The organism is Candidatus Aegiribacteria sp., from assembly GCA_021108005.1.
In the GTDB taxonomy this organism is placed as follows: Bacteria; Fermentibacterota; Fermentibacteria; order Fermentibacterales; family JCC-6; genus Aegiribacteria.
Map to the genome: position 1 here is coordinate 1 of JAIORS010000214.1, position 18,355 is coordinate 18,355.

The following is an 18,355-nucleotide window of genomic DNA, read 5'->3' on the forward strand; positions in this document are numbered from 1 at the left end:
TAACACCCATATTGACAGTGAATTACCAGATCAACGATCCGGGCAAGGCTGCCAGGATGGTGGAGTACTGCAACGGTGATATCACAACTCCCATGGGGCTGGTAAGAGCATCGAGAGGGCATCCCGAACCTTACGATGTGACTTATTGGTGTATCGGTAATGAACCAGATATCGCTGAAGGAGTTCTTCAATTTCCTCCATGGGGATACATCACCTTTTATCGTCATTTCGGGATTCCTTTTCAGGAATGGGCGGTAGACGATTCCGTTTTCGCCACAGCGGAGGATTTCGCTCAATTGGTCAGCGTGTACATAGATTCCATGCGTCCGAAGTCTCCGATTCCACTTGAGATAGGAGGTCTTTCTCTCGCCGGGAATCTTTCCTGGATTGATCCGGTATTCGAGCTGAACAGAGAAAAAATGGACTGGATGGATATTCATTACTATCCCATGATGAGCTTTACTTCGGACAGCACACAGTACCGCGACTGGCTTGCCGCGCCAACTTCGGGCACGACATCCTTTCCGCCTATCGAGGAATGGTACCCCATGGTGGTAGATACCGTTGAAAAGCACAGCGGCAGCTACGACATTCCTGTATGGATTATGGAGTACAACATCATGGCTATGGTGGATGATCCGATCTGGTGGAACTATCTTGACGGGCTTTTCGTAGCGGATTGCATTGGTCACATGTCCCGGATCGGCGTACCCGTAGCGGCCTCCTACTCGATTGCTGAAGGCAATCCCAATGAGGAGGAGTTTCCCCTTTTCGGCGCGATCAGAACTGATACGCTTTCCATGCGCAGTTCGGCCTGGGTGATGAAACTCTTTCGTGAACGGTTTGGCAACACGGTAGTGGAAGCAACATGCGATCAGGTTTCCGGAGGTTACGGTCTTGAGGTATACGCCTCGCGATACGATGACTGGACCCTGTCACTCTTTGCGATAAACAAGAATCTCGATTCTTCGTACACGGCATCAATTGCCCTGACCGGGTACATTTCCAATGGAACCGCTGACGTATGGCAAATCATGAATGATCGACCAGTGAATGCTCCCTGGAACGGAACTTCCGGGATAGTATATCGGGGAGAGATTACCGGCAGCTCCGGGAACTTCAGCTACACATTTCCCAGGGCCTCAATAACCTGTATCCGGATAAATCCGGATCCACAGGGAGTATACGGACAGAATCCTGTGCAGCTCAACGAGTTTCTTAAAGCTGTTCCAAATCCTTTCAGGGAATCTGTTGAACTACAGTACTCTCTTCAGCAACTCACAGACGCCAGGATCGAAATATTCAGTATCGCAGGCAGGCTGGTACGTTCATTTGAGTGCTTTAACTCTAGCGGTGAGAACTGGAGTGCTGTAGCCTGGGAACGGAAAGACAGCAACGGAACAACCGTTCCTTCCGGTATTTACTTAGTAAGGTTCACAGCGCCCGACCTCGGGTTGAGTGAACTGATCAAACTGATTCTGATCTGATATTCGAAATGATAAAGATCGTACTGATTCTGACAATTTTGATTGTCGCAATACCGGTAAGAACAGAGAATCCTGGATTCAACTCGTAAGTGCAGAACTTGACTATGAGATAGCCCTGCTAAGAGTAGAATCGGGTGAAATCGACATATCGAGCCTTGAAAGTGCAGAAGCTGAATTCCAGCTTGCTGAATCACTGTTTGTGAACTTCTGGGAATCCTTATCCATTGCGGATTGATCGGTAGAGATCGGATAAGCTTAGAAGCTGCTCTTGATTGATCCCCAGCTTGAACACTCGAGTGAAGTTATAGCGAAAGAGAACTCGGTAAGGTGGGTTCTGAAGGAGTTGTCCCAGTAAGTCCAGAAAAATGTACCGCTCGTTTCAGCGTATGCAAGGCCCAGGGAGAACATGGAAGTGGCGGGACAGGCGGCGGATCCCAGGTAGCTCATTGTCGAGCCGTCCCATTCGTAGAAGTAGATAACAGGCGTCATATAGCAGGCTACCGCTACACCGAGGTTGCTGCCGTAAGGGAATACTGAGAGTCCACTCGGCTGATCAGTGACTTCGGGAATGGCGATGTTCTCTGAACCGACGCCGGGCTGGAATCGCCACAGGCCTCCACCGGTACCATTGGTTGTCCAGTAGTCGGTTCCGTCGAAATCCATACCTCTTGCATCGGTTCCGCCAGGATTTGTCTCTGTTGTCCAGGTTGTACCGTAGTCCTCTGTGTAGAACAGATTCCCGTTGTCCCAGTCGTTTGTGTAGTAAGTATCTATATCCGGATTGTTGTTCCAGGCTATACCGAAACATGTGTTGTTCGTTGCATCCAGAGCAAATGTATCGAGGGGAGAAGCTGAAGTGGCATCGTAGACCCGAATCAGGTCATTATCCTTGTCCACGCACAGAGCCTGGAACTGTCCCGCTCCCTCGAAGATATCAAGGCCAAGAGCCATCTCCGGCAGAATCCAGTCATTGAGAAGGGTCAGCACAATATCATCGCTGCCAGAGTAGTAAGTGCCAATACTGATGCAGGTCTGTGTACATCCGTTGTCGCTTGCGAAAGCCAGTGCGACGAAAACCAGAGCAAGAACAAAATACTTCATTATTCCTCCCGATGCTTGGTTAAACATTCAGTCTAAATTATACAACAAAAACAGCAGACCTGAACCTACGTCTGTACCTTGATCGATCTGCTCCATCAGGAAATTTTTAATCCGTTTCTTTTTGATCAGTACGATCCCTATCTCTTCAGATGGTTCCAGTGTCTGATGGGTATTTCTATTCCTCGAATCGTTTTCATCGATTTCAACAGAGGCTATGAAAAAATCGTTATTCATTATTGCCGGGTTGGTTTTTGACGCAGGACTTTTCGATTTGAGTTTTCCCGTATATCCTGTTTCTTCCTTCAGTTCTTCTATTATGCACTTTTTCATATCTTCTTCACTTGAGATATCTACCTCAGCGATCCCCGCAGGTAAGCCAATTATATAATTATTCACAGCGTGCCTGAACTGTCTGATAAGAATGTATCTATTTGAAGGAATAAGTTTTGCAATTATGGCAAATGAGACAGCATTATTCTTTCTTTCGACATTTTCCCAGTATATTTTTTTGTTTTCGAAATTTGCAAATACGCTTCTTTTCAAAGAGAGCCATTGCCCCTTATATAGAATTTCTTCCGATATCCTTTTCATTTTCCTCTAATACTCTTTATCGTTCTTTTTTATTCATCATCGAGTTTCTCCCGAAGCAATTTTATGACATTGGATCGTCGCTCTTACAAAACGCAATCCCTCAAATATGCTTCTGACCACTTTCTGCCGGGAATATCTGTAATAAGGTCTCTACTCCGGTTTTTTTTTAATATCCACCAAATTATCAAGAACTTTTAGAATAACCTCTTCATCCACGAAGTTACCTTCAGGACTGCCGTTGCAGAAGCAGTGCCAGCATCGATTGACGCAGGGCATCGCATGGACTCGAACGAATATAAATTCCTTCATAAAACTGCTTTCAAAATAACCGGTTGATCGAAAAGGATACCTCCGGAAATATCCCCGGTCAATGTGGCAGTCATCAGATACTCATCAAAACCCGAATCAGGGAAGATTGACCAGCGCAATATTATCATATATGATAATAGTACAATGAAAGATCTATCTATTTCAGAGAAACTCAGAAAGCAAAGGCGGGAGTGTGGCTTTTCGCTTTCAGAGCTTGCCAGGTTCGCCGATACTTCACCTGCAACACTATCAAGATATGAAAACGGCTGGACAAGGTTTGAGGTGTCAACCCTTAGAAAACTGGCTATGGCAATGAATTGCAGATTGAGCATAGAATTCGTTCCCAATAAGGACAATCCGACTGTAATGAGCAAATTAGAAATCCTGGGAAGTCTTAAACGACTTTTCTGGGACAGTGACTTCAACTACGAGGTACTTACAAAGTATCCTGCCTGGGTAGTGGAAAGAGTATTGGAATCGGGCCAGCTGGAAGATATTCATTCACTTCAGTTACTTATGGGGCATGATAAATTTCTCAAATCCGTTCTGAAATCCACCAGGGTGTCACCGAAAACAAGGATATTCTGGAACAGCATTCTGAAGAAAGAGGGTATGCCATGCATGAAAAAGTCCTCACGGGAAATTGCCTGGGACTTCTGAAGGCGTTTGAATCCGATCCGTCAGCACTGCTGAAGGAATGGATACTGGCCGGTGGAACAGGGCTTGCTCTGCAAACAGGTCACAGAATTTCGGATTATCTCGATTTTTTCAGGACCGATCTCATGGATGTAAGAGAACTTCATGATAAGCTTCAGCAATACGGTAATTATGAAACAATGCAGGAGGATTCGCATACTCTCACTATCCTCCTTCGGAATACAAAACTATCATTTATTCTGACTCGATTCCCTTTTATCTTCCAGGGGGTTCCATACCGCTGTTTCGAGATAGCAGATGTTCGCGAAATCGCATTGATGAAACTCCTGGCCATTACGAACAGAGGCAGTCGAAAGGATTTCATCGATCTTTATACAATTCTTCGCGGCGATACCACATTGCAGGAGTATTTTCATCTTCTCCCGGAAAAGTACGGTAAATCAAGGATCAACACGTACAATATTCTCAAAAGTCTCACATACTTCGATGACGCGGAGGAAGAACCCATGCCAATAATGCTTGTACCGTTTGTCTGGGAGGAATGCAAAGCTTTTTTCATCCGGGCTGCGCATTCTATCGTACTGCTGTGAGACATGTACCAGAAGAGTTGATTTCTCCCCATATCAGATGATTGTGAATGCTGCTTTCTGTGATTCCCGCGTTAGCCAAACGCGAGAGAGCAACCTTTTATGGTTGCTCTCTTTTATCCATATGGAGCGGGAAACGGGACTCGAACCCGCGACAGCTACCTTGGCAAGGTAGGGCTCTACCAGCTGAGCTATTCCCGCTCGGGAATATTCCTCTGTTCGGAACAGGCTGGGAATCTCGTAGATACCAGATTTCCCGTGCCAGTTTTATTTTATTGCGCCAGTTATTAATTTCTAGTTTTCAGCGCTGTTTTTCTATTCAGACTCCGTTTCCGGAACGGTTGCATATATCGCAATAGAACCATCTTTTGTCAAGCCTATGGTTCTCTTGTTGTGACCCATGCATCGGTGAAACCCATATCCATAAGAACCCGGGTGTAGGCAATTGCATCTTCCCTGGCCGGGAAAGCGCCTACTCTGACCTTCCAGTATCCTCCCATATGATCAACGAATACCGGATAATTTATTTCTGCCGAAACAGATTCAGCAAGGCGCTGCGCGGTTTCTTCGGTTGTTGCAGCTGAAATCTGAATTGTAAAATGTGTTCCCGTTAGAATTTCCTCTTCGTACTCCTCCACGGGTACATCGCCGGGAATGATCATTCCGATCGGTTCGGGAAAATTCTGAAATGGGTCTCCCGTATAGTTGGGAGGGTCGCAGTAGGGATCGATGGGACCGGTTGTTTCCGGTTGATCAGTAGTGTCCGGTGTTACAGTGGTATCACCACATGAGGTGAAAACAAGAAAAAGAACCAGTAAAACCAGAATTGTCTTATTCATTACCACCCTCCTCTGTTTCCAGGAAAGCATCAAGTAGCGGGAGCATCAGCTCATGTTGTCCGGTGATGACTATCGGGTCTCCACCCAGTACCCTTGTCGGCCTGAAGACCACATTGTTCAGGGGTCTATACTGCCTTATCATGTCGAAACTTGCGGCGGTTATATTACTGATGCTATATCCAAGGTTAATTGCGGATGTCAGGAGTTTCAGGAATACCTCGGGCATGATGACAGCTGAACCAGCGTTTACAACCACACCTGATGCAAGCAATGTGATCCTCTCACCCAGCAGGTCAAAATCGTTCTCTGCCGCCTTCGCGAGTTTCTCCCAGTTAACCTCAGGATAGGGATGCACAATATCTCCACCCAGTGCAGGGTGCACAGTTATGGGAATACCCATTTCACTTGCTGCGGCAAGAGGACTTATTGAAGTATTTCCATTCCTTTTAAGGATCTCATTCCCAAGTGCTTCGCCAAGCCCAAGGTTATTGATGTAAGCTGTGTTGATCGCCGCTGCATAAACTTCGCCGGTTTCCTGCCACATGCCAAAACTGCCGTCATTTATCCCTGATTCAACGTCCTCTGAAGTCTCACCAAACAGAGCCATTTCAATATCATGGATAGTACCCGCACCATTGGTAGCAAGGCAGTTGACGGTTCCGTTCTTCAGCCATCTCACCAGAAGGGGGCCAAGACCGCACTTGATTACGTGACCACCGTACATGAAAATACGTGAAGCTTCTTCGCTCTTCGCCCTGATGATGGCCCGGGCAAGTACTCTCATGTCTTTTACCGCAAGTATGTCCGGTAGTGAACGCACGAATTCAATAATTGTACGGTTCTTCTGACCTGGATTCTTCAGCAGAAGGTTTGCGTTGACTTTGCTTGTTCGGTCAGCCAGAGATTTCATCTTCAGCTTTTTTCTGTTGAAATCGATACTCAACTGTAATTCACCTCCATCAATACCAGACCACATCCCGGTAGCGAAGTTCCGGCCTTATCACGGTTTCCTGTTTCTAAAAGTTCTGTTATAAGTTCAGTCGGAACCGCTCCGGAACCGATATTAACCAGTGTTCCCGCCCAGATCCTGACCATGCCCCTCAGAAACCTGTTTGCGCGGATAAGGAAAGTCCAGCCTGAGTCATCTTCTTCGACATTAGCGGAGATAACATTGACAATCCAATCGTAGTTGTCGCTTCCTTCCTTTGCCATCGCTGTCCAGTCGTTCTCCCCTATGGAAAGCCTGGCCGCTTCCTGCATATCAGACGTGTCAAGTTCCCAGGAAAGTGCCAGCGTATGGCAGTAAAGGTTCTTAAGAGGATGCTTTCCTTTTTCTATCCGGTACCTGTAAAGCCTTGAGACCGCATTGAACCTGGCATGAAAAGATCGGTCAGCCTCCTCCACTGAAGTAACAGCGATATCATCGGGAAGCATAGCCGGCAGGCCGGTTTTTACCCTCTCAAACTCGTCAATCATTATATCTGCGTGAGCAACCTGTCCCTCCGCATGTACTCCCGCATCTGTTCTGCCTGATCCTGTTACAGGAATATGTCTTCCGCAGAGTTTCTCGAGAACGGTTTCTATATCACCCTGTACGGTTCTTGTTTCCGGCTGAATCTGCCATCCGGAAAAACCGGTTCCATCGTACTCTATCTTAAACTTAACTCTGATAACACCCATTTTCACAATACCTCCATTATACCAGCCAGAAGAACGAACCATGCCAGGCATGCAGTTATAGCCGAAACTGCGTTCTGCCTGCTTAAGCTGCCTTTCCCGGCCAACTCAATCTCGTTAATGGAAGAAAGCGCGGCGGTAAAAGAATCACCAATACCTCTGCCGTCTTTCCTGCTCTCTATGAATACCGCTTTGATCCTCTCTGAGAAAGGGCCCGCAAGTGACACTACAATTGCGAGGCTTTCTGGAAGACCTCCCGGGTTTGCCCTTCGTGAAGCCTTAAATAGAAGTTCAGAAGCCCTTGAAGCTCCCAGTGCCCCGGACATGGATGCCCCCGCGGCAATGGCGGCAATCCATCTCAGCGATCTTTCGGTCAGAACTCTGTTGCCCGAGGTTACCCCAAGAAGCAGAATAAAAACCGGTGCCGTAATCAGCAGTAGAATTTTCAGGGTACCCTTCTTCGCTTCATTACAGAGACCTGCTATAGGAAAAATAAGATAGAACGGAAGTATTCTGATATCGACAATGAATGCTGAAGCGGGGCCTGCAACAAGCCCTGAAAACAGGAGGATGGAATAGGCTGAATCAGTCATCCAGATCCTTTTCAAGCCGTCTCATCACAAGCCTGAACTCAAGAGGTGGTGCTTCGTTGAACTCCATTTCAGCGCCTGTTATCGGGTGAATGAAACCAAGTGTTTCCGCGTGAAGCATCTGGTGTTTGGCAATACGGATAACATCATCAATCAGCTCCCTGTTACGGATAGTAGAAGAAAAACCACTGGGATTATTCCCTCCGTACTTCTCATCCGCTATTATGGGGCATCGCTTCTCAACGGACAGATGAACCCTGATCTGATGAGTCCTGCCTGTCTCGAGCCTGCATTCAATCATACTGGCAAGCCTGAATCTTCGCAGCATCCTGTAATTGGTCACAGCGCGTTTTCCCCCGGTTATCACACCCATTTTCTGCCTGTTATTAAGATCTCGTCCTATAGGTGCGTCTATCCTGTCAGCATCCGGTACCGGTGTATGCCATACAAGAGCGATGTAACGCCGTTTCACAGTTCTCGCGGAGAGCTGGGATGAAAGACCCCGGTGCGTAATGTTGTCCTTCGCGACCATCATCAAACCGGTGGTATCCTTATCAAGCCTGTGTACTATTCCGGGCCGCAGCTCACCTGAAATACCCGAGAGGTTGTCACAGTGCGCAAGCAGCGCGTTAACCAGGGTTCCATTCCTGCAGGTTCCTGAGGGGTGAATAATAAAATCAGCCTGCTTGTTCACTACGAGCAGGTGTTCATCTTCAAAAACGATATCGAGCTCTATGGGTTCCGGCGAGAGATCGACAGGAACCGCGTCTGGAATCTCGAGTTGTATCTCCTGCCCAACCCGCACTTTGAACGCGGGTTTTCTTACCGTAGCGCCATCCACAGATACATGACCATTGGCGATAAGTGTGTTTATATAACTCCTGCTCTCTTCAAATTCATCCTGCATAACGAGATAAGTATCAAGACGAAGCCCTTTTTCTATCTCCTCAACTTCACTTCTGAAATACTCCAAGGTTAACTGCCCATCCGTTTCACCAGATGGTAACCAAAACGTGTTCTGATAATTCCGGACATTTCTCCCGGTTCCAGAGCAGAGACAGCGCTGTCCAGTTCCGCTGTAATGCCTCCTGTTGTAAAAGCGGGAAGCGTTCCGCTGTCAGCCGCGGAAGTGCAATGAGAATAATTGAAGGCCATTTCCTCGAAAGCAGCCTCTCCTGAAAGAATACTATCCTCAATATTCCGAATGGTTTCCAGTGCGTCCTCAGTGTAATACACAGTGTCTCTTTTTGCCGTGTTCCAGGTTATCAGTATGTGCGCAGCCCTTAGATACTCGATCTCGCTGATTGCCGGTAAAGCGGGTAGTGTGTCGGTATTTATTACCCTTTCAGTATCGTCCATGCCGCTTGAGTCTGTTTCATCGGAAACACCGCAGGAAGCGAATAGTAAGGCAATCACGAAGCCTGCCGCAAATATCCTGGCCAGAATCAAAACCATCAGGAACCTCCACAGGGGTAAGCATACATTATTTTTAAAACTATCTGCCGCGCTGAATTATGCTGGTTGACATTCGAAGATTGGGGCATATTCATACAATGTATATAATACGATATTATTCAAACAAACCGTTACGATTATCGAAAGGAGCCAACAAGTGAATAATCAGGATTACTTTTCGGACCGGGCATTGGGAATGAAGAGATCGGTTATCAGAGAATTGCTGAAACTTACCGCAAAACCCGGAATAATTTCATTCGCGGGGGGGTTGCCCGCTCCAGCAACTTTTCCGGTGGATTACGTTGAAGCTGCCGTTGATCATGTAATCGAGGAAGAACATAAAACAGCTCTTCAGTACGGCCCCACTGAAGGTGACGTAAGGCTCCGTGAAGATCTCGCGACAATCATGCGTACGGATGGAATCAAAACTTCCAAAGATCATATTCTTGTTACTACAGCCTCTCAACAGGGGCTTGATCTTGTAGCCAAGATATTCTTCAATCCTGGCGATACCTGCATAACCGGCTCTCCAACCTACCTTGGCGGCCTCCAGGCTTTCAACAGTTACCAGGGAGTATCCATAGGTGTGGAACTGGACGATGACGGCATGATACCCGGAAAGCTTCAGGAGACAATTAAAAGGCTTGAAGGTGAAGGCCGCAGACCAAGGTTCATCTACATTATACCGGATTTTCAAAACCCGGCTGGAGTTACCATACCCGAAGCAAGAAGAAGAGAAATTATTGAAATCGCCAGAAAAGGCGAGTACCTGATAGTCGAAGATACTCCTTACAGACAACTTAGATACAGCGGTGAACAGCAGCCAGCATTCCAGTCCATGGCACCGGATATGGTTCTTTCACTCTATACATTTTCCAAGATAATGCTGCCCGGCTTCAGGCTTGGGTGGGCATGCGGACCGGACTGGTTAATTGACAAGATGGTCATGGCCAAGCAGGCAGTTGATCTATGCACACCGCCTTTCAACCAGGCCATTACACATGCCATGCTTGTGAACGGAGCGCTTGAGAAGGGCCTTGAAACGACCATTGAGCATTACAGCAACAAAAGAATGATCATGCTGGAGAGCCTGAAAAAGGAATTCGCGGATATGCCTGAGGTTAAATGGACCAGACCCGAGGGTGGATTATTCCTCTGGCTGACGCTGCCGGAAGGAATGAATACGGATGATCTTTTTCAGAAGGCCGTTGACGAAAAGGTAGCCTACGTTCCCGGAAGCGCTTTCTTCCCGAATAACGATGACTTCCAGAGTATGCGCCTGAACTTCAGCTACGCAAGCGAAGAGCAAATTGTTGAAGGTGTAAAACGCCTGGCATGTGTTGTCCGCGAAAACAGCTGACAAAATCTGATCTCTTGCTCGGATTGAAGAAATCAGGCACGACTTAATGAACAAAGATCCACTTGTGCTTTTCTATCTGATAGATGGTGCCCGACCGGATGTTATGAAACGTCTTATGGATGAGGAGCAGCTTCCCAACATCCGCAGAGAAGTAGTGGAGCAGGGGGTTTTCAGAACGGCATCTTCCTGCTTCACATCAACTACCGGTCCCGCATACCTTCCTTTCCTTCTGGGCTGTTTTCCCGGCACAATCGACATCCCCGGCATCAGATGGCTCGATAAAAAAGAGTTCGCCGCCAAGAGAATCGGCAAGTACCGACTTCGAAGTTACAATGGTATCGAAGGCCCGTGGTTCAACAGTGACCTGCCAACTGACAGAAAAACACTTCACGAACTGTTCGATAACTCCCGCAATATCTACTCCATGATAACAAGAAGCCTCGGCGCCGATAGAGACCTGACCAGAAACACCAAGCTTATCCGCTACCTGACGGCACACCTGAACGATAAGTGGCACAGGGTCGATGCTGACGGTCAAAAGAAGTTAATGAAAAGCCTTGATGACAGGCCGGATTTCATTTTCGCAGTGTTTCCGGCTGTTGACAGTTTCTCACACATCCATGACCCGTTTGATGATGACACTACTCAGGCTTACATCAACGTTGACGGGTTTATCGGAGAAGCGGTGGATAAGCTGAAAAAGCAGGGCAGATGGGGGAATACTCTTCTCATTATCTCTTCGGATCATGGGCTTACTTCAACGCATACACATCTCGACCTTGCCGACTTTTTCATTGACCGGGGCAGGGATACTCTGAGATACCCGTTGATATTCAAAAGCAAACCGGATGTTTCGGTAATGATCTCAGGCAATGCCATGGGACACGTATACCTGCATGATACCATTCAGGACAGGCCGTTGTACGGCAGTGAAGTACACGATTCAATGGGCTCGCTTCTTCCAGAGCTTATTGAGAGAGAAGAGATTGATTTTCTCTGCTGGAGGGAATCGAATGAGACATTTTCTGTCGAATCATCGCGCGGAAAAGCGTTAATTGTTAAAACAACAGATGGCTTTAAATACCTTCCCGATACCGGAGACCCGCTGGGACTCGGAGAAATGTCGAGACCGTTGAGCCAGATGGAATCGCTTGAGGTTACAATGAACTCCGAGTATCCTGACGCTCTCGTTCAGATCGCGCAGATATTCTCATCAAGCCGTACGGGTGATGTTCTTGTCACCTCGAAAAACGGCTACGATCTGAGAGACAGCTGGGAATGGCCTGAGCATCATGGGACTCACGGTTCACTTTGCCGCGAACATATGATCGTTCCCATGATAATGAACAGAAATGACTGGATGAAGAGGGAGGCGAGAACGGCAGATTTCTTCCCCTCAATATTGAAGTGGGCCGGCCTTGAGGTTCCGGAAAACATCGACGGGGTTTCTCTTGTCTGAGGAAAAAGGGATTAACGAACAGCTGACAATGGGCCAGTCACCGGAAATGAAGGGATTCAACAGGGCTAAAATCCGCAAAGGGCTTATCATCTTCATCCTTCTGACAATCGGCGCACTCACGGCAATATTCCTGAAAACCCATACCGGTAATACGATGAAAGCGCTTGTGAATTTCAACTTCGGCTACCTTGCCATAGTACTGGTTCTTTCATTCGGCGATATGTGCATGGGGGCTCTCCGGAATCATATCTACTTCAGAAAACTTAATCCGGGATTACGTTTCATGGTAAGTTTCAGGGCCAATCTTGCAAACATCTTCATGGGCGCGGTTACTCCATCTCAGAGCGGAGGAGGACCGGCTCAGTTATATATCTACTTCAAAGCAGGTGTTTCCGTTGGAAAATCGATCTCGGTCAGTGTTCTGAATTACCTTGCAACGCTGATCTTCTTCCTGGCCGCGGCAGGCATTTCACTCAGCGTTCTCAGCGATTCTTTCAGCAAAACAATGCATACACTGATAGTTTTCTGTTTCATTGTATTTGCCATTCAATTTGCAGTATTTATCCTGATAGTACTTAAGCCTGGCTTTGTTCTGAAGCTTGCTACGATGTTAGCGAAGAAACTCTGCTCCTGGTTGCCGAGATTCGAGAACAGGATCAACAGAATAACAGATAAACTTGTCACTGAAGTTACCGCGTACGAAGACTCCTGCAAACTCTTCGTCAATGAACATCCGTATATCCTGCTCCTGGCAATCTTCCTGACATGTGTACTCTATATGAACAAGTTCTTCCTTGCTTACTTCATAATGCTTGGGCTGGGGGCATCCGGACATCTGGCAGAGGTTCTCTGCATTCAGGCACTGGTTCTTTTTATCTGCTATTTCTCTCCGAGTCCCGGAGCAAGCGGTGTGGCTGAACTCAGTATAGCGGCACTTATGGCTTCTGTGATAAGTGAAGATACACTGAGCATCTTTACTCTTCTCCAGCGTTTCTTCATCCTTTACATACCTGTGATACTTGGAGCCATAGTGGTCTTTAAAGAGGCAGGTTCGTCCCTGAAAAAGCAGCCTCCGGCTTAATTCATCATGCTCTTAAGAAGGTTGAGTAATTCTCACCCTCCTCCGCGCTTCCTGTCGCCACGGATCAATATTCCTTTCAACACGGTTCCGGTCGGACTCTGCTGAATTCCGCTGATGAAAAACAATTACTTTTATGAAATATCCCGGAAGCAGGATATACGTCAATTCCCGATAAGCAGAATGTCTGATGAGGGTAACAGCGGATCAAAACTATCCTCTTTTCCGGAGGTTTCCAGTTCATATTCAAATGACTATTATTACTTAGGGGTTTATTTCTAATGAAAACAGTTGATATCAAGAGAGAATATCTGGATGATCTGACCGGACTTTACAACCGGCGATACTTGAACACAAAAGGCCGGGAATATGTGCAGGAAGCCAACCAGAAGAATAAACCCTTATCAGTCCTGCTTCTCGACCTCGATCATTTCAAGAATGTAAACGACACGTACGGACACTCCATGGGTGATACCGTACTGGTTCAATTCGCATCCTTTCTTGAGAAACTTCTCAGGCAGAACGATTCCGTGTTTCGCTACGGTGGAGATGAATTTATCTGTCTTCTTCCAAAAACCGATCTCAAACAGGCAACCAGAATCTCAAACAGGTTCATTGAACAATGCCGGTCAATGGAATTCGCGAAAATCAGACTGACATTAAGTATTGGCATTGCCTCCTGTCCTGAGGATGGTTCTGACTGGTCAACCGTTTTCAATGCTGCCGATCGAAATCTCTACAGCGCGAAGAGACACGGCAGGGACCGGATTGGGATTCGAACCCTCGTAGATAAGGATCTGATCATTCCCGCTGATGAGATGATTGGAAGGTCTTCAGAGCTTTCAATGCTTGAAGATATCATAGAAGCCACCATATCCTCCAGGGGAGATGCGGTATGTATCAGTGGTGAGGCCGGTGTTGGAAAAAGCCGACTGTTTCAAGAACTGTCATTCACCAGATATCCGGAGAAGACCATGTTCGTATGCAGCAATCTATCTCCAACGACCAGTTCAATACCCTATTACCCTTTCAGGGAAATCCTTCGTTCTCTTATCTTTATGCAGGATGAGCATCATTTTGACAACCTTCCCAGGGTTTACCAGATAGAACTTGCCAAGATCGTTCCTGAAATCCTGAGAAAACCTGTAGAAGAAGGTAAAGAGGTGCTGATGGTCGACAGATTCAGGCTTTTCGAAGGTGTGAGGAAATTCCTTGAGCTTCAAGTCGTGAACTGTCCTATGCTCATCTGCATTGACAACATTCACTGGGCCGATGAGAACTCGTTCGAACTCCTCCATTACCTTATTAGAGCCTTCAGAAACAAACCCTTTCTATTCATACTCGTATATCGCATTGAAGAGATTCAAAACAGTGCTTTCCAGGATGTTCTTCATTCCATGGCCCGCGGGAATTTCATAAAAAAAATCGTTCTTGAGCCTCTGGAGAAAAAGGATATCACCCGGATGATTTCCTCTATTATTGACGCAGAATCCCCATCAAAACTTACCGAGTACATTTACAGAGAAACCGGAGGGAATCCATTTTTCATAGAGGAACTTCTAAAATCTCTGAAAAATGACGGAGCACTGAACTGGAACGGAAATAGTTACGAATTTGATGAAAGTTCAGCTAAAACAATTCCGTATTCAATAGAAGGAGTAATCGAAAGGAAGCTGTTTAAACTTAGCGACAAGGCCTACTCACTTCTGGAGCATGCCTCCGTAATCGGAAGAGCATTCAGTTTCAGCTTTCTCCGAGATGTAATTGAGATGAATGAGGGGCAGCTCTTTCATCTTCTGGACGAGGTTTTCGAGGTCAGGTTGCTTTCAGAAAAAGACGGAGAACATTACTTCTTTTCTGAGGACATTATCAGGGAGATAATCTACAACCGTATGAGTAAAACAAGAAAGAGTCGGTTTCATCGTGTAATAGGTGAGAAACTTCTCTCTCTCAACTGTGAAAATATTGAGAAAGTTGTCGAGGAACTCTCGTATCATTTCTATAAATGCAGTGACCAGGAAAAGGCGGTTGAATTCAGCATAATTGCGGGAAACAGGGCAAAAACCGCTTACGCGAACCGGGATGCCATCAGGTTTTACACCAGGGCAATAGAATCCCTGGAATCCTCACCAAACGCGGATTCCGAAACAAGATTGTCCGAATGCCTCAGGAGCCGTTCCTCTGTGTACAATTTGACAGGTGAAAACGACCTCGCGATAGCCGATCTTGAGAGAGCGATAAGTCATTCGGAATTAAGAGGGGATCTTTGCGATAAAGCGGATAGTCTCATTGAAATCAGCAAAGTATACAAGGACATTTCTTTCTACGACAAGGCAGTGAAAGCTGCTGAGGACGCACTCAAGATATACAGAAAAGAGAATAACAGGCCGGGTGAAGCGTTCAGCTTGACCAGAATCGCTATTGGAAAGCGTATGCTTCGCGAATACGAGGTTTCAATCAGGTACTTCCAGCGTTCTCTGAAAATAGTTCGGAAGCATTCTCTTCATGAGATTGAAGTGACGGCACTGAACGGAATGGGCTCATCCTATACCGGAATGGGTGATTACGAAAAGGCTTTGAAGCTTTACAACGAATCTTTGCATCTCAGCAGAGAATTGGGCGACAAATCAGGGCAGATAGCTTCACTGGTGAATATAGGAAACATCAACTATTACAGAGGGAATTTTAAAGGAGCTGTCGAGCTGTATAGTGAAGCCATGATTATCATTAAGGATATCGGAAATCGCAGATCCGAAGCCATCACATGCAACAATCTCGGCTGCATCTGCATACTTATGGGTGACTACACAAGTGCTCGGAAATACCTGAGTAATTCGCTGGAGAAGTACAAAGAAACAGGAGATAAAGTAAACGAAGCAGGATGCAATCTTAACCTGGGAGAAATGTACGCCAGGCATGGTATGATTAAAAAAGCAATTGATCTAATCGATGATACAATAAGGATATATGAAGAAAACCCCGATCCGGATGGTCTTACCAAATGCTACATCCGAAAAGGCAGGGCTTTTCTTGAGAACAACGAAATTAAGAATGCCGGGGACTGCTTCAGTGAAGCTGGAAAAATCGCGAAGAAAGTGAAATCCAGTTTTTTAATTGCTTCAGTACTGGCAGCAAAAACGACCCGTTATCTGGAAGCAGGAGAAATCGGTAAAGCCAGGAAGAGCCTCGAAGAACTTCTGTCGCTTCTTCAAGAATTCGATTCAAAGGAAATACAGGCCGAGGCAGATTATATTGAAGGTCGAATATCCCTTGAAGAAGGGGACTTTGACACCGCTGAATCATGCTTAAACAGGTCTTTTTCGCAATTCGAGGAGCTTAATGAAAAGTTTATGCTGGCCAAGGTTCTGTACTTCCTTGGTGTAATGTATAAACAATCGGGCAACGAAATGAAGGCCGAAGAAAAAACCAGGCTGTCATTTGAAATATTCACTGAACTTGAAGCAGTAAAATGGCTTACGAAATTCGTATTGATGGGGTCGGACGCCACTTGCGGCACTTACGACAATTCCGGACAAAAACATCTATAATTGAATCTGAATCTGGAAAATCTTCTTTTCTCAATCAGTTCAAAAGCATCATTCGTCTGCTTTCGGGAGGATCATTATCTGATCCCAGCAGGCAGAAATAAATACCTGAGCCCACCAGCTGTCCTGAGTTGTCTCTGCAATCCCAGATGGTAGAATGCTCGCCTGCATTCTGGTTTTCATTTACCAGCGTCCGTACTTTCTGTCCCAGTATGTTGTAAATGCCGATGGTCACATCGGTATTAACTGATAATTGATATCTGATGGTTGTTGTCGAATTGAAAGGATTTGGATTGTTTTGTATCAAAGAGCTATTACCAGAGTAGCTTGAGTTATCAAAAGATATACCAACAGATTCGCTGTTTGTGCAGTACCAGACTTCATAATCGTTACTTCCATACAATCCCTCCAGAAATGCTATATGGCCGGCACAAGACGAATCAACGCTCATGCATATATCTGTAGTATGCTCGTTATTGGAGGTAATCTGTTCGGGGATCTCAAAGCTGCCGGTAACATTATTCACATAATACAACTCATGAGTATCAGGAGTTCCAAAGGTGCCGCCAATATAAGCAATATGGACATTGTCTAAATAGTCCAATACTAAGGCTGTGATTTCATTAGCACTATTCGTATTTGACAAAACCGATGTTGGACCAAAATCTCCGCTTACATTATTAACGTAATATACACCACCATGGTATCTTGAGTAAGAAACGTGAACTTTATTCAGGGAATCGACACCTATCGAAGAATTCCAACAATATGTTCCCTCACTTACTGTTGTCAGGGTATCAAAGGTCCCGGCAACGTTGTTTGTGTAAAGGATATCGGTTCCGCTTTCAAATACAATATGAACGAAGTTGTTGTTATCCAGATCCATAGAAGGCCTAACGTAACTTTTTCCCCCCGGTTCATCAGTAATTCTGGTTGATGGTCCAAATGCCCCGCCCTCATTGTTTACATAATATATGTCCCAGTTACCATATTCGTAGTATCCATATTTGTAAGCAATATGAGCAACTCCAGCAGAATCAATGATTAAGCATGCATGTTCAGGAACAAAACCCACAACATTTGAACTTGTAAAACTTACCTGTATCGGGTTGCAAAAACTGCCGCCGATGTTATTTACATAGTATTCTTCATAATCATGACCATCGTAGCCCTTGAAGGCTATATGAGCATTCCCTGCCTGATCTATCCTTAAACGAGGATATCGGTCAGCGGTAATATTATCGGTAACTTTCACCGGTGTTCCAGTGATTTCCGATAGATAGTAAATATCATAGTCTCCATCATCATTGGAGCACCACGCAAAATGAGGAATGTCGAACTGGTCTAAATCTGTTGAGGACATCGATTCAGCGTAACCATTATCGGTCAATTGGAAACTTTGCCAATCAGCGAAAGCAGAGCTTGCAGAAATTAGAATCAAACTCAGAAGAAACCCTGTCTTCTTAAATTTCATTTATCCTCCTTTTCACATAGGAAACTCCACTTCCCCTGAATCTGTTTCCATAATCGACAGACTGTCCACTTCCTGGAAAACTATCTTCTGATTACTTCGTTTCCTTCCAGAGCTTCAGAAGTTCCTGTTCCCGCTCTGCCGTTAAT

Annotated in this window: 17 protein-coding genes and 1 tRNA gene; 7 read left to right on the plus strand and 11 right to left on the minus strand. The window is 45.9% G+C overall.

Annotated elements, in window-relative coordinates; translation table 11 throughout:
- Positions 1–1,487, plus strand: a 1,487-nt coding sequence (locus K8S15_13315; protein ID MCD4777015.1) for a T9SS type A sorting domain-containing protein, incomplete at its 5' end; no start/stop codon positions are given.
- A gap of 255 nt (positions 1,488–1,742) precedes the next feature.
- Here the strand turns inward: K8S15_13315 and K8S15_13320 are convergent.
- From K8S15_13320 to K8S15_13330, 3 genes are all read right to left on the minus strand, one after another.
- Complete coding sequence (locus K8S15_13320; protein ID MCD4777016.1) at positions 1,743–2,588, minus strand: hypothetical protein; 846 nt, start codon at positions 2,586–2,588, stop codon at positions 1,743–1,745.
- 27 nt (positions 2,589–2,615) lie between these two features.
- On the minus strand, positions 2,616–3,179 hold the full coding sequence (locus tag K8S15_13325) for an NUDIX hydrolase (protein ID MCD4777017.1): 564 nt from the start codon (positions 3,177–3,179) through the stop codon (positions 2,616–2,618).
- Between the two features lie 150 nt (positions 3,180–3,329).
- Positions 3,330–3,488, minus strand: a complete 159-nt coding sequence (locus K8S15_13330) for a hypothetical protein (protein ID MCD4777018.1) — start codon at positions 3,486–3,488, stop codon at positions 3,330–3,332.
- Between the two features lie 144 nt (positions 3,489–3,632).
- Between K8S15_13330 and K8S15_13335 the strand changes: the two genes are divergently transcribed.
- A complete protein-coding gene (locus K8S15_13335; GenBank protein ID MCD4777019.1) occupies positions 3,633–4,148 on the plus strand; it encodes a helix-turn-helix domain-containing protein in 516 nt (171 codons plus the stop codon).
- Positions 4,106–4,735: a nucleotidyl transferase AbiEii/AbiGii toxin family protein gene (locus K8S15_13340; protein MCD4777020.1), complete on the plus strand. Its 630-nt coding sequence runs from the start codon at positions 4,106–4,108 to the stop codon at positions 4,733–4,735. The genes K8S15_13335 and K8S15_13340 overlap by 43 nt, the downstream gene beginning before the upstream one ends.
- Positions 4,736–4,857: 122 nt before the next feature.
- Here K8S15_13340 and K8S15_13345 read toward each other — a convergent pair.
- The 7 genes from K8S15_13345 to K8S15_13375 form a co-directional block, all read right to left on the minus strand.
- Positions 4,858–4,933: transfer RNA gene (locus K8S15_13345), tRNA-Gly, on the minus strand.
- Positions 4,934–5,109: 176 nt separating this feature from the next.
- Positions 5,110–5,571 (minus strand): SPOR domain-containing protein, encoded by a 462-nt coding sequence (locus tag K8S15_13350; protein MCD4777021.1) that lies wholly within the window; start codon positions 5,569–5,571, stop codon positions 5,110–5,112.
- A complete protein-coding gene (locus tag K8S15_13355) occupies positions 5,564–6,514 on the minus strand; it encodes a hypothetical protein (protein ID MCD4777022.1) in 951 nt (316 codons plus the stop codon). Before K8S15_13355 ends, K8S15_13350 begins: the two co-directional genes overlap by 8 nt.
- Positions 6,511–7,257: a tRNA pseudouridine(38-40) synthase TruA gene (gene truA, locus K8S15_13360; protein ID MCD4777023.1), complete on the minus strand. Its 747-nt coding sequence runs from the start codon at positions 7,255–7,257 to the stop codon at positions 6,511–6,513. Before truA ends, K8S15_13355 begins: the two co-directional genes overlap by 4 nt.
- Positions 7,254–7,841: a hypothetical protein gene (locus K8S15_13365; GenBank protein ID MCD4777024.1), complete on the minus strand. Its 588-nt coding sequence runs from the start codon at positions 7,839–7,841 to the stop codon at positions 7,254–7,256. The genes truA and K8S15_13365 overlap by 4 nt, the downstream gene beginning before the upstream one ends.
- Positions 7,834–8,745, minus strand: coding sequence for an RluA family pseudouridine synthase (locus K8S15_13370; GenBank protein ID MCD4777025.1), 912 nt, complete (start codon positions 8,743–8,745; stop codon positions 7,834–7,836). The genes K8S15_13365 and K8S15_13370 overlap by 8 nt, the downstream gene beginning before the upstream one ends.
- A gap of 68 nt (positions 8,746–8,813) precedes the next feature.
- Positions 8,814–9,293 (minus strand): peptidylprolyl isomerase, encoded by a 480-nt coding sequence (locus K8S15_13375; protein MCD4777026.1) that lies wholly within the window; start codon positions 9,291–9,293, stop codon positions 8,814–8,816.
- Positions 9,294–9,489: 196 nt separating this feature from the next.
- On the opposite strand from K8S15_13375, the gene K8S15_13380 reads away from it, so the two are divergent.
- The 4 genes from K8S15_13380 to K8S15_13395 all read left to right on the plus strand — a co-directional run bounded on the left by K8S15_13380 (position 9,490) and on the right by K8S15_13395 (position 16,738).
- Positions 9,490–10,653, plus strand: coding sequence for a PLP-dependent aminotransferase family protein (locus K8S15_13380; GenBank protein MCD4777027.1), 1,164 nt, complete (start codon positions 9,490–9,492; stop codon positions 10,651–10,653).
- 46 nt (positions 10,654–10,699) lie between these two features.
- The gene (locus tag K8S15_13385) at positions 10,700–12,112 is read left to right on the plus strand and encodes an alkaline phosphatase family protein (protein ID MCD4777028.1); all 1,413 of its coding nucleotides are present in this window, start codon (positions 10,700–10,702) and stop codon (positions 12,110–12,112) included.
- Complete coding sequence (locus K8S15_13390; protein ID MCD4777029.1) at positions 12,105–13,193, plus strand: flippase-like domain-containing protein; 1,089 nt, start codon at positions 12,105–12,107, stop codon at positions 13,191–13,193. Before K8S15_13385 ends, K8S15_13390 begins: the two co-directional genes overlap by 8 nt.
- A gap of 278 nt (positions 13,194–13,471) precedes the next feature.
- Positions 13,472–16,738, plus strand: coding sequence for a diguanylate cyclase (locus K8S15_13395; GenBank protein ID MCD4777030.1), 3,267 nt, complete (start codon positions 13,472–13,474; stop codon positions 16,736–16,738).
- A gap of 34 nt (positions 16,739–16,772) precedes the next feature.
- On the opposite strand, the gene K8S15_13400 is transcribed toward K8S15_13395, so the two are convergent.
- Positions 16,773–18,209: a T9SS type A sorting domain-containing protein gene (locus K8S15_13400; protein MCD4777031.1), complete on the minus strand. Its 1,437-nt coding sequence runs from the start codon at positions 18,207–18,209 to the stop codon at positions 16,773–16,775.
- Positions 18,210–18,355 lie beyond the last annotated feature (146 nt).